9 protein-coding genes are annotated in these 13,727 nt (G+C 35.7%); 2 read left to right on the top strand and 7 right to left on the bottom strand.

Annotated elements, in window-relative coordinates:
• Nucleotide 1: 1 nt before the first annotated feature.
• From lacZ to AC1RRQ_RS00075, 7 genes are all read right to left on the bottom strand, one after another.
• Nucleotides 2-3,139, bottom strand: a complete 3,138-nt coding sequence (lacZ, locus tag AC1RRQ_RS00105; protein WP_493020215.1) for a beta-galactosidase, LacZ type — start codon at nucleotides 3,137-3,139, stop codon at nucleotides 2-4.
• A gap of 180 nt (nucleotides 3,140-3,319) precedes the next feature.
• On the bottom strand, nucleotides 3,320-4,339 hold the full coding sequence (locus AC1RRQ_RS00100; protein ID WP_493020213.1) for an isoaspartyl peptidase/L-asparaginase family protein: 1,020 nt from the start codon (nucleotides 4,337-4,339) through the stop codon (nucleotides 3,320-3,322).
• A 22-nt stretch (nucleotides 4,340-4,361) separates the two neighbouring features.
• Nucleotides 4,362-5,441 (bottom strand): putative glycoside hydrolase, encoded by a 1,080-nt coding sequence (locus tag AC1RRQ_RS00095; protein WP_493020211.1) that lies wholly within the window; start codon nucleotides 5,439-5,441, stop codon nucleotides 4,362-4,364.
• Between the two features lie 6 nt (nucleotides 5,442-5,447).
• Complete coding sequence (locus AC1RRQ_RS00090; protein WP_493020209.1) at nucleotides 5,448-6,518, bottom strand: carbohydrate-binding family 9-like protein; 1,071 nt, start codon at nucleotides 6,516-6,518, stop codon at nucleotides 5,448-5,450.
• A 7-nt stretch (nucleotides 6,519-6,525) separates the two neighbouring features.
• A complete protein-coding gene (locus AC1RRQ_RS00085; RefSeq protein ID WP_493020207.1) occupies nucleotides 6,526-7,491 on the bottom strand; it encodes a glycoside hydrolase family 130 protein in 966 nt (321 codons plus the stop codon).
• Between the two features lie 102 nt (nucleotides 7,492-7,593).
• Nucleotides 7,594-9,471, bottom strand: coding sequence for a sodium:solute symporter family protein (locus tag AC1RRQ_RS00080; RefSeq protein WP_493020205.1), 1,878 nt, complete (start codon nucleotides 9,469-9,471; stop codon nucleotides 7,594-7,596).
• A 44-nt stretch (nucleotides 9,472-9,515) separates the two neighbouring features.
• Complete coding sequence (locus tag AC1RRQ_RS00075) at nucleotides 9,516-11,759, bottom strand: GH92 family glycosyl hydrolase (RefSeq protein ID WP_493020203.1); 2,244 nt, start codon at nucleotides 11,757-11,759, stop codon at nucleotides 9,516-9,518.
• A gap of 121 nt (nucleotides 11,760-11,880) precedes the next feature.
• On the opposite strand from AC1RRQ_RS00075, the gene AC1RRQ_RS00070 reads away from it, so the two are divergent.
• Nucleotides 11,881-12,939, top strand: coding sequence for a sensor histidine kinase (locus AC1RRQ_RS00070; RefSeq protein ID WP_493020201.1), 1,059 nt, complete (start codon nucleotides 11,881-11,883; stop codon nucleotides 12,937-12,939).
• A gap of 67 nt (nucleotides 12,940-13,006) precedes the next feature.
• On the top strand, nucleotides 13,007-13,720 hold the full coding sequence (locus AC1RRQ_RS00065) for a LytR/AlgR family response regulator transcription factor (RefSeq protein ID WP_493020199.1): 714 nt from the start codon (nucleotides 13,007-13,009) through the stop codon (nucleotides 13,718-13,720).
• Nucleotides 13,721-13,727: the final 7 nt, after the last annotated feature.

Genomic DNA, 13,727 nt, shown 5'->3' with positions numbered 1-13,727 from the left:
TTTATTTTAAAGATGGGGTTATTTTAAATTGATACTGATAATTTTTGTCTCTTAAAAGATATTTTTCCATTGGCCATGCCTGCCAGCTGTCGATTCCTCCTACTCCCATTTGCTTCGAATCGATTTTTAGACTTGTTAAATCTCTTTCTTTCAATTCGGCCGCGTGTCTTTGGTCTTTTTCTAAACCATCGTCTAAATCTTCATTTAAGAAATGCAAAGCGGTTACAGCCAATAATTCGTCAGATGTTACAGTTAACTTTAGCTTATCGCCTGATAATGCTAAGAAACGCACCTCGGTTTTATTTCCTGTTTCCTGCGGGCGAATGTAAGGATAATATTGTTCTGAAACTGTTTGTGTATACAATCCCACTTTAGAACTGTAATTTCTGTCGATGTAATTTTCGTGCGGACCTTTTCCATAATAAGTCAAATTACTGAAATCTTTCGGAACAATTACTTCCATTCCAAATCTTGGCAGAATAGGCTGTTCTTTATTTTTATCGATAGTTAAAACTTCTTTTACGGCTAATTCTCCGTTTGCATTAAACTCATAATTTAATTCTAAAGTCGAAGAAACCTGAGGCAGATTGTAAGTTGCTTTTACTAAAATCTTATTGTCTTTTAATGCAGAAAATGTCCAATTTACAAGCGTTGGATTTTCTGTTGCATTTTTCCAGGCGACTAAGGTTTTCTGAAAATTAGCTCCAAAATCATTATCGTTTGGTGCTCTCCAAAAATTAGGACGCAATTGATATCCGTCTTTTATAATGGGTTGATTATTGAATGAATAACCACTGATAAATCCGGTTTTCTTGTCGAAAATAATCTCGGTTTTATCGCTTTTAAAAACGGTGCTGTTTGCTTTTTTCTCCACCGTAATTTTGCCGTCTCCTTTTACCGTAATATCATTTTTCCAGGTTCCTTTATAGGCCAATTGTTCTGCTGCGATTTCGAAACCTTTTGGTAAAAATGGTTCTTCTTCTTTTAGCTGATAACTGATGTTGACAAAAGCTTCCTGAAATTTTTTATCTCCTAGTTTTATTGGCAATGTATAGGTTTTAGACTGCGTTGGATCGATTGCTAAATAATCGATAATTCCGTTTGCCTCTTTAACTCCATCTAAAAATAATGTCCAATGCAAAGTCACGTTGCTTAAATCTTTAAACGAGAATTCATTGTATACTTTTATCGTTGCGGTTTCCTGATTTTCCCAAGAAGTCAAAATATTTTGCTGCACATTTTTTACTTCAAAAGCATGCGGATTTGGTTTTCTGTCTACTGTAAAAACTCCGTTGTTTACAAAGTTATTATCGCTTTTTACGTCTTTAGGTCCAAAATCTCCTCCATAAGCTAAAATCGTAGTTCCGTTATCCAGTTTTTTGTAAACCGACTGATCGATCATATCCCAAATGAAACCGCCCTGAAAGTTTGGATATTTGCGAATAACATCCCAATAGTCTTTAAAATTCCCCATCGAATTTCCCATTGCGTGCGCATACTCACACTGAATGTAAGGTCTTGACGGATTTGGGTTTGCTAAGATATATTCTTCCATTTTGTTTGGAGAACTGTACATTGGATCAATAATATCTGAATCCCATTCGAATTTTAAATCCTTTCCGTCCCAGGCTCCGGCAGTGGCTCTTTCGTACTGAATTGGTCTTGATTTATCACGATTTTTAATCCACAAATAACCTCTGTAAAAATTGTAACCGTTCCCGGCTTCGTTACCCATACTCCAGATAATGATCGAAGTATGATTTTTATCCCTTTCGATCATACGCTGCATACGCTGAATGTGAGCCAATTCCCAATCTGGTTTATTGCCCAGTGTTTTGGTAATATCATACCCCATTCCGTGTGATTCTATATTGGCTTCATCAACCACATATATTCCGTATTTATCGCATAATTCGTAGAAATATTCATCGTTTGGATAATGCGACATTCGCACCGCATTGATATTAAATTCTTTCATCAATTTAATATCCTGTTCCATTCTTTCTCGTGAAATGGTCTGTCCTGTAACGGGATCCACTTCATGACGGTTTACTCCTTTTATGTAAATCGCTTTTCCGTTTACTAAAAGCTGTCCGCCTTTAATTTCTACTTTTCTAAAGCCAACATTTTGATTGATAACTTCGACTGCTTTCCCTTTTTTATCTTTTAAAATAAAACTGATTTGATATAGATTCGGAATTTCTGCGCTCCATTTCTTCGGGTTGTTTACAGCAAAATCAAAAGTTTGTTTTTCGCTTAAAGCGGCAATCACTTTTGAAGTTATAATTTTGTCGCCGTCTTTTAACTGAACGTCTAAAGTATAATTGTCTTTTTTATCTAAATCTGAAAATTGAGTTGTGATTTTTAAACTTCCATTTACGTAATTGGCATCCAAATCCGGAATGATTTCGAAGTCTTTTAAATGCGCTTTGTTTCTGGCAACTAAATAAGAATCACGTGTAATACCGCTCATTCTCCACATATCCTGACATTCTAAATACGAACCGTCGTTCCATTTCATAACCTGAAGCACAATCGTGTTTTTTCCGGTTTTTACGTATTTGTTTAATTTGAATTCCGATGGCAGTTTCCCGTCTTCGCCATAACCTACATATACACCATTTACCCAAACGGTAAGATTTGATTTTGCTGTTCCGATATGAAGAAAAATATCTTTTCCTTCCCACGATTTATCAATGTTGATTTCTCGTCTGTAAACGCCTGTCGGGTTATATTTTGTTGGAACAAACGGCGGATTTGGCGCCATTAAATAATCGAAATCGTAAGTTGTATTCACATAAACCGGATATCCATAACCGTTTACATCCCAGCTTGCCGGAATTTTAAAATTATCCCAGACAGTATCATTAAAATTGGTTTTCTCAAAATCTTTTGGAAGCGCCGCTGGATTCTCTACATATTTAAATTTCCACGCTCCGTTAATATCCAGATAGTTTTTAGATTGTCTCCATTCGTTTTTAGCAGCTAATGTTTCATTTTCAAAAACATAATAGGCAGCGTGCATGGGCTCTCTATTATCTTCATTGATTTTTTCATTCTGCCAAAACGGAACTTTTTCCTGTGCATTTACAGATAATACTGAAAGTAATAAGGTTAATATGGATATTGTTTTTTTCATTCTTTGTTTTTTGGTTTCTCTGTGTGAATTTTTTCAAACACATAGAGAACTAGTTTATGTAATTCAACTTTGTCAAAGTTTAAAACTTTGACAAAGTTCAAACTACACTATGGTATTTTGCAAAGTTTGTCGTAAAGCTTTGTCAAATTTTGAAACTTTGACAAAGCTCAAACACGAATTTTATTTATCCCACGACATTTTAAATTTCGCGTCTTCCATTCTGTGGCCTTTTTCGTCATCAGAAACGGCGTAATTAAAACCCGATCGAAGGCTGTAACCTGCATGTTCGCCGTTTTTATTTAAGGCGATAAAACCAACTTGCAGATACTCCATGTCTTTGTGGTTTTTGTGTTTGTTGTAAATACGTTCTGTGATTTCTTTACAGGCATCAAAGGGCGATTTCCCCTGACGCATTAATTCGACCACCATGGCGCTTCCTGCGGTTCTAATTACGGCTTCGCCCAAACCGGTTGCTGCCGCAGCTCCTACTTCGTTATCCAGAAAAAGACCCGCACCGATTATTGGAGAATCGCCTACACGTCCGTGCATTTTCCAGGCAGCACCGCTTGTTGTACATCCTCCAGCAAGATTTCCGTCCTGATCTAACATCAGCATGCTTATGGTATCGTGGTTTTCTATATTAATAACGGGTTTGTATTTAGAATCTTCCAGCCATTTTTTCCAGTCTCTTTCAGATTCAGGAGTCAGCAAATTTTCTTCTTTAAATCCTTCTGATAAAGCAAACTGCAAAGCACCTTGTCCGGCCAGCATTACGTGAGGTGTATTTTGCAATACTCTTTTGGCTACCGAAATTGGATGCATAATGCCTTGCAAAAAACAAACCGAACCACAATTGCTGTTGTGATCCATAATACAGGCATCAAGGGTTACTTTTCCTTCGCGATCCGGATATCCTCCATAACCAACACTGCGGACATTCGGATCTGCCTCAGGAATTTTCATACCGGCTTCAATCGCATCTAAAGCTGGTTTTCCGGCTTTTAATTCTTTCCAGGTTTCTTTATTAGCCGGTAAACCGTGATTCCATGTCGAAATTACGATTGGTTTTTTTACTTTTTTTGAAGGAAATTCTAATGCGCCTTCTTCTTCTTTTTCTTTCGCAAATCCGCTAAAGCCTACAGAACTTACGGCTGCTGCGCCTAAAGCTGCTTTTTTGATAAAGTCTCTTCTATTTGACATGCTGCTTACTTTTAAGAAAATATTATTTTAAACTTGCTTTTGTTTCTTTGATTGTCTTTAAATTACTTTCAGACAATGCATTTCCGTCGAAAAAGGAAACTCCTGTGGCTCCATTTTCTTTTGCTAACAAAATCGCTTCTTTTAGTTCTTTATCATTTTTCAATCCCGGAATGTAGATTCCTGTATTGATTTTCGTTTTTTTGTCTTGTAAATCTGCAACACCTTGTTTTGTAGCGTAACCTACCCAGTCAATTTCTTCGTCGTAAAAACTATGGTAAATCATTGGATATACTTCGTCGATATTCCATTTGTCCCAACGCTGGCGCACCATGTGATCTGCCATTTCAGGATAAGGAAATACAGCTGCTGTTAATTGTTTGTTGTGTTTGTGTACAATTTCATAAGCATCGTTTACAACGGCTTGTACAGCATTTAAACGGAAGTTTTTCCACTCCATATCGATAGAAGTGTTATGACTTTGTTTTGGGTTTTTATGGTGAATTTTTTCGAATGCTTTTACACATTCGTCGCAATAACAAAAGTCGAATTGAGGTAATTCTACATCCTGAACCAAGTTGTATTTTGGCAGTAAACTAATTGGTAAAAAGATGTCCGGGAAACGGATATAATCTAAGTGAACGCTTTCAATTCCGTCTACTTTTGCCAGTTCTTCCACTAAATGTAAAACATGTTCTCTTGATTCTTTTCTGGTTGGACATAACCATTGGTAGTAATCGACATAAGGGCGGTTATCAAAGCAGGATTTTCCTTCTTTGCTTACCTGATACCATTCCGGGTGCTGTAACGCAATTGAATCTCCCGGTCTGTTCATTGCCATAATCCAAGCGTGAACTTTTAGGCCTTCTTTAGTGGCAAGAGGCACTAATCTTTTTAAAAGTTTAGGATCTGTTGTAGTATTAATTAATACTTCATCGATACCGCCGTCTTTGTATTTTTTGAATTCTTTGGTGTAGTCTGCGTCTGATTTTTTGGCATCGGCTGTGGTCCAGACTCCAAATTTAAATGTGGTTGTTTCTTCTTTTTTGGCACAAGAAAAAATGCTCAGTGCCAGTAAAAAAAATAATAGTTTTGGTAGTTTCATTGTGGTTTATTTTGTGATTATTTTACCGTCCTGCCTTATGATCAAAGTTTGATTTGAAAAAGGGCTTTTTATTGCAATATTATATCCCGAAGAATGGTTTTCTAAGATAGGTTTTAAAATTTTATTATCGACTTTGATGGTTTCTTTCGTTAGATTTACCAGCGATTTTGCCCAGTCTTTGTTTTTTTGATAATATCCTTTTTGGGCTCTGTATAAATTATAAAGTTCCCATTTTATCTTTTCATCCTGCGGAATCGTAAAGATATCTTTTCCTTCTTTTGAAGAAAAATAAACATAGCCCCATTTTTCAGGTTCATGCATATTAATTACACCCATTGGCGACCAAACCCAGTTGTACTCTGGCAGAAACTTTCCGTCAGCGTCTTTTTTGCGTTCGTATTTACCATCAACAAGAGAATGCTGCCAGTTTACTCTTGAGAAATTGACTCTCCAGAATTTATCTATGGGTACGTTTTGATCAAAATAAGAGGTTTTATAAGCTGCCCACGGAATCGCCATTTCTAAAACCCAGCCCTGATCAATGTCATTAGGATTATTAAGCGTTCCATGAATTTTAACTGCCGATTTTAAACCCGGAATATTCCAGTCGTTTAAAACTACATTGTCGTTTTCTCTGTAAGGTTTTGACAAAAATAGATCCCAAGCAGTGTTCAAGGCGTTTATTTCTAATTCGTAATAGTTAAAGGTATCGCTGTCGGGATCTATAAAAACTTCAAAGTCATTGTTGTAAAAAATTATGGTATCACGCTGTTTTAAATTGGCCCAAACATGCGGCTCATCTATCTTAGCTAAAATATAAAAATTGGTTTCATCCCAGAGCATTTTAACTTTTGTTGCATATTTGGGTTTAATGTCATTTTCAATATCTTCAAAAAGATCCGTCCAATCTGCTTTGCTCCATGAAGCGTCAGATTCGTCTCCGTCAATTATAATTGGACTTGCTGTTTTTGATGCAACGTATGTTTTCGGAATAATTGTGTTTTTCTTCGATTGTGAAAAACCTACAACCGAAAAAGAAACTAAAACAACTGTTAACCATTTAAATTTTAAACGCATGCTTTTTCTATAAACTGTTATCTTTTGTAAACTGAATTACTTCACTTAATTTTCCAAATGCAATGGCTACGGCAGTATCTGCTGCACCATAATATACGGCCAGTTTATCTTCTTCTGTATTGTGTAAAGCGGCACATGGGAAAACAACATTTGGCACATCGCCTACCATTTCATAAATTTCTGCAGGTCCTAATAAATACGGCTGTGTTCTGTATTTTACCTGATCCGGCGAATCAACATCTAAAAGTGCTGATCCCATTGCATAACGGAAACCGTTGCAGGTATTGATAACGCCGTGATAAATCATCAGCCAGCCTTCGTTTGTTAAAATAGGAATTGGTCCTGCTCCTACTTTTGTACACTGCCAGGCACTTTGCTCAAACGGACTTGGTTTCATAACCAATCTATGTTCGCCCCAATATTTCATATCCGGACTGTAGCTGATCCAGATATCTCCAAATGGTGTATGCCCATTATCACTCGGACGACTTAACATGGCATATTTTCCGTTTATTTTTTGAGGGAATAAAACGCCATTTCTGTTGAATGGTAAAAAGGCATTTTCGCATTGAAAAAACTCCTTAAAGTCAAAAGTATATCCAATACCAATTGTTGGTCCGTTGTAACCATTACACCAGGTAATCCAGTAACGGTCTTCGATGAAAACCACACGCGGATCGTATTTATAAGCAGATTCGATCATGTCTGTATTACCAGACTGCATTACGATTGGTTCGTGGTTGATGTCCCAATCGATTCCGTTTTTACTAAAACCGGCAAAAATATTCATTTGAACCGCTTTGTTATCACATCTGAAAACTCCCGCATAACCATCTTCAAAAGGAACTACAGCACTGTTAAAAATACTGTTTGATGATGGTATTGCATATCTGTCGATAATTGGATTTTCAGAATATCTCCACATTACATCGTTACTGTTTTCGGGTCTGTCTTGCCAAGGAATACTGCTCATTATCTTTTTATTTATTGTTTGTAGTTTATTGTTTATTGTTTCGTAAACTTTGTCAAAGTTGTCGCGTGCTTAAATTTTCTAATTGACTAATTTTCTAATTCTCTAATCTTCTATTTTTCTAACCCTATCTAACCAGGTGAATTTTAATATCGTAGTGGTTACTAAAAACACAATCAAAGCGGTTATTGCTTTTGGATAATCTCTGATAATGAAGAATATTGGAAGCAGAATCATACTGGACTGCCACACAATTCCAATCGCACAATTCATCATATCTCTCCAGAAATCATTGTTTTTTTCGAAAGTAAAATCTTCTGCCTTTAATTGTTTATAAACAGGACCCCAGAATCCCCAAGGTCTTACGTTGGCATAGAACGATTTTAGAACTTCCATATCTGTTGGTTTGCTTAAGAACGTTCCCAGAATACATCCTAAAATAGAAAAACCAAATATTATTGGGAACAAGTAAATCGCTTGTACTTGTGCTAAATCGTATAAGAATGATCCTTCGGTTAAACTTCCTTTGGCCTGACCTAAAGCAAATTGCAAAGAAGCTACGATTAATCCGGCAAACATTCCCCAGAAATAACCCCATCCGTTAAAACGCCACCAAATCCATTTTAGGAAATTGGCTGCTACGTAACCTCCGTATAAAGCACTTGTAATCCAAAGCGTTAAGGAATTGATTGAGTCTGCAAAGAATCCCATAAAAACTCCTAAACCTACTACAAGGAAAGAGGAAATCTGGCTTACTTTAATATAATGTGCATTGGAGGCAACCGGCTTAAAGTATTTTTTATAAATATCATTTACAATATAGGCCGGTCCTGCATTTACGAAAGCTGAGAATCCCGACATAAATGCAGCTAATAAACCTGCTAAAAGGATTCCTTTTATTCCAACCGGAATGTATAAATTGACCACTTTTGGCATTAATAATTCTAAATCGGCTCCGGTTAAACTTGTGTTTGCATTTAATTCCGGCGCTAAGTTTACTAACGCTATTACTACGATTCCGGTGATTAATAAATATCTCGGAATAAATAAAATTAAGTTGGTGAAACCACTCATATAAGCCGCTTCTTTTACTGATTTAGTTGAAAGTACACGTTGTAAATCGTAACTCGGCGTTGGTCCCGCCACGCTCGCAAAAAATCCTTTGAACAACGTCATTCCGATGAAAGCACCAAACATTTTATAGCCTTCGGAATCAATTAAATCATTGAAGGTTTGGAATTTATCACTCCACTGGGTTTCAAACTGCCATCCGAAGAAAACATTTTTCCATTCCTCGGTAATAACCGAATTTATTTGAATATCCGTATAATTAACAAAAGCATATCCGGCAATTAAAACTCCGGCTACAATCATAATTAAGTATTGTACAACCTCAGTGGCTACTACAGAAAACATACCGCCTTTTACGGTATAAATTGTAGTTAAAAAGATGATGATTAAGGCATAAGAACGCTCTGAAGTTAATAAAATCATATCGCCATAATGAAGCGCTAAATCCCAAGGAAGAATGATGGTTACAAATTTCCCGATTCCTTCGAAGAAATAAGCGATAAAACCAATTGTAGAAATAATGGCAAAAATGGCCACAATAATATGCGATGCTTTTCCGGCTCTGTCGCTTCCAAAACGAGTTAAAATCCACTCAGAACCTGTCATTACTTTTGATCTTCTAATCCAGACAGCGAGAAACATCATCACGAAAATCTGGTTCCAGATTGGCCAAAGCCACATGAACATAAAACTTTTTACTCCGTATAGAAAAAGTACCCCAATCATCCAGGAAGTTCCGGAAACATCAAACATTCCAGATCCGTTACTTAGACCTAAAAAATACCATTTGATTGTTTTTCCGCCAAGAAAATAGTCATCTAATCCTTTTTTTGCTTTTCTTGAAATCCAAATTCCTATACTCACAGAGAGCAGGATGTAAGCTACGATTATCGATACGTCAATAATATCCATTAAATTATTTGTTTGTTAGGGTTAGTTACGTTTTTTGTTTTTGTTTATTTTTTTGTTCCCCAGTTTTTATTTGGCTGAGGTCCCATTACAAAATGAAGAACGCCGCCTTTTAAAATCTGCTGATGTGTGATTGCTGTTTGATTGAATTCGACTCCATTTAAAGTTGCCGACTGGATGTAAAAGTTTTTGTCTGAAACATTTTGGGCTTCGATTACAAACGTTTTACCTTTTTCAAGATTGAGGGTTGCTTTTTCAAAAATCGGGCTTCCAATTTCGTATTCTCCAGAAGCTGGATTCATTGGGTATAATCCCATTGAACTGAAAACATACCAAGCCGACATTTGTCCGCAATCTTCGTTACCGCTTAATCCATTTGGTGTTGTATTGTATTGTGTATCTAAAATATGACGCACCCAATATTGCGTTCTCCAAGGCTGACCTGCATGATTGAACATATACGCGATATGATGACTTGGCTCGTTTCCGTGTGCGTACTGCCCAATTAAACCTGAAATATCTGCCGAAACATTGTTTCCTGTAATTTCTGAACTTTCGGTAAACAACTGCTCTAAACGTTTGGTAAAGGTTTCATTCCCACCGTGAATCGAAATTAAATTATCGACGTTTTGCGGTACAAACCAACTGTGCTGCCAGGCGTTTCCTTCGGTATAATCTGTGTGTTCTCTGTGGTTGGAATGTTTAGGATCAAAAGGTTCGTTCCATGATTTTCCGTCTTCTGATTTCCCTCTCATGAATCCTGTTTTCGGATCAAATAAATGTTGATAAGCCTGAGAGCGTTTTAAGAAAAATTCATAATCAGCATTTTTTCCTAAAGCTTTTGCCATTTGCGCCACACACCAATCGTCGTAAGCATATTCCAGCGTAATCGTAACCGATTCGTCTAATAAGTTATACGGAATATAACCGTATTTTTTGTAGAAATTTAAACCACGTTCGTCCTGCATCATGGTGGTTTTCATGGCTTCGAATGCTTTTTCGGCATCAAAACCTTTTATTCCTTTTAAATAGGCATCAGTAATTACCGGAATGGAATGGTATCCTGTCATAGTATTGGTCTCATTGGCGTATAGTGTCCAGACCGGTAATATTTTCTTGGTATCGTAATAGGCTAACATTGAGTTTACAATGTCTGAAGTTTTGTCTGGAGCCAATAGAGTCAATAAAGGATTTTCGGCTCTAAAAGTATCCCATAGTGATAAGGTCGAATAAGCGGTATAATCTTTTGCAGTTACAATTTGATCATCCTCTTTTCTAAATTGACCGTTTTTATCACTATAGGTTACAGGGGCAACTTGTGCGTGATACATCGCAGTGTAAAAGATCGTTTTTAACGAATCTACTGGTGTTTCAACTTTAATTTTGCTCAATGCTTTGTTCCAAATCGAAGATGCTTCTTTTTTGGTCGTATCGAATGTTGCTTTTTCTGCATCTAAATTGTCTTTGGCGTTGGCCGCACTTACAGATGATAAAGCGACTTTTATAAATAGTTCATCAGAATTTTTCGGATCAAAAAATAATTGTGCCGATGTATTTTCGCCTTCTGCTTTTTTGGAATTAACAATTTGTTTATCAGCTGTTAAAACTGATTCTGTAATGGGTTTTGAAAACTTAGCCACAAAAAATACTTTTTGGTTTAATGCCCAGCCTTTGCTGTATCTGTAACCGCTTATCGTATATTCGTCTTCTATTGTAATCGAGGTTTTTAGGGCTTTGTCCCAGTTTATGGCAAATCCTAAATCGATTACTACGGATTGTTTGTCATTTTTGGCAAACGTATATTTATGATATGCTGTTCTTTGTGAAGAAGTTAATTCTACATTGATTTTAGGATCTTCAAGAAAAACCTGGTAAGAGCCCGGTGCTGCTTTTTCGTTAACATGACTGTAAAATGATTTATAAGGTAATTGATCGCGTGAAGTTGTTTTTAATGTTAAATCGACTTTTTTGTTTGTCGGCATAAATAAAATGTCGGCCAAATCGCCAATTCCTGTTCCGCTTAAATGTAAATGACTGAAACCAGAAACGATAGAATCTGAATAATGATAGCCCGAACACCAGTCCCAGCTTGAGATCCCGTTATCAGGACTTACTTGCAGCATACCAAAAGGAACCGTTGCTCCAGGGTATGTATGGCCATGCCCGCCAGTTCCAATAAACGGATCTACATGATTAACAAAAATATTTTCTTGATTATTATTTTTGTATGACTTTATTTTACAACTTGTAACCAGAATTACAAATAAAGCAGGCACGAGAAATTTCTTCATATAAAACAACCTTAATTTAACTTTAAATTTAAATAAACTGACTTTTTATTAAAACTAATTTAGACGGACAACGCATAAACTTAGATAAACATCAAAAAAAGTCACAAAACATACTCATATTATGAATTTCAATTCTAATAAATTATACCGCGTACCTTTGCATTATCATGTAATTTTTTGGCTTACTTATTTCCTATTTAATACTTTTAGATGGGGAAGCTACTTTAACGATTACTGGTATTCTATCAAAACCAACTTGCTTGGATTTCCCATTCACATGACACTTTGTTATTTGAATATTCTGGTATTTATGCCGTATTTGGTTTACCGAAAAAAATATGTACTGTATGTCATTGCTGTTTTGTCTGCCATATTTTTGATGGTAATCGTAAAATTTAACCTGACTTATCTTTTCATCACGCACAATGTATGGCCCGAAGGTCCGCAGACAATCGATAAGTTAACTCTCAATTATACGATCGATATGATGATGGGAGAATTGTATGTAATTACTTTTGTTACAGCAATTAAAATCACGCTGGACTTTTTGAAAGAACAGAAAAGAGTAACCGATTTGGAGAAATCACAATTAGAAACCGAATTGCTTTTCCTGAAATCGCAGATTTCACCGCACTTTTTCTTCAATACTTTGAATAATATTTATTCGTTATCTGTAGAGAAATCGAATAAAACGCCTAAGATTGTTTTAAAACTTTCTGAACTAATGCGTTATATGCTTTATGACACAAGCGGTAAAAAACAAAGTTTAGAAAATGAGATTTTATGTATTCAAAATTATCTGGATTTAGAGCGAATACGAAACGACGAACGTTTAGAAGTAAACATGGAAGTTTCCGGAGATATTCATGATAAAGAAATTTCGCCGGTGATTTTACTGACTTTTGTCGAAAATGCTTTTAAACATGGTGTAAACAAAAACACCGGAAAAGTAAAAATCGATATTAAATTTAAGGTAAAAGATGATTTCCTGCACTTTACAATTTCAAACCCAACGCCAGAAATTACGCAGCATCATGATAATTTTAACAAGTCAAGTGGTATAGGGATTGAGAATGTTAAAAAAAGACTCGAATTAGGTTATAATAAAAGTGACTATAAGCTTTCATTTAAAAATAAAAAAGATATTTTTGTCGTAAAGCTGGTGATTAAAGTATCCTAACACCGTTTTTCCTCGTATATAAGTTTACCTGCTAAATTATTTCGCTCAAATAACTAAGATTATAGAAATGAGAATAAAATGTTTGATTATTGACGATGAGCCTTTGGCAATCAATGTTATTAAAAATTACTTAGAGCCAATTGAAAATTTTGAGGTAATAGAAACCTTTAGTAATCCTATTGAAGGATTGAATTTTCTTAAGAACAATAAAGTTGATGTAATTTTTCTTGATATTAATATGCCTGTTCTGGACGGAATTAATTTTATAAAAAGTCTTGAAAATCCACCTTTATTGGTCATTACAAGTGCTTATAGTCAGTTTGCGATCGAAACTTACGAATTAGACGTTTTAGATTATCTGGTAAAACCAATCGAGTTTCCGAGGTTAATGAAAACGCTGAATAAAATCAGTAAAAGGTTAGAGAACAAAGCCAGTTCGCCACAAGAAAGCAATCCTGACAGTCCTTTTATTTTTGTAAAAATCGATAAAAAGAGAATGAAGAAGATTTTCTTCAATGAAATTTTAGTGATCGAAAGCTTGAAAGACTATTTAAAAATAAACACCTTAACGGGAAAATATATTATTCACAGTACTTTATCTGACTTTACAGATTTACTGCCGGAAAAGAATTTCCTGAGAATTCACCGTTCGTACACAATTGCCATCGATAAAATTGACGCCGTTGAAGGAAACAGTATTGAAATTGAAGGCCTGAGATATGTTATTGGGAGATCGTATATCGATCATGTAAAACAGAGAATTTTGAATTCTTCTATATAGTATTTAA

Source organism: Flavobacterium sp. GW821-FHT12A05, from assembly GCF_058807735.1.
The sequence above is the reverse complement of the archived record's forward strand: the minus strand, read 5'-3'. Positions and strand labels throughout refer to the sequence as shown.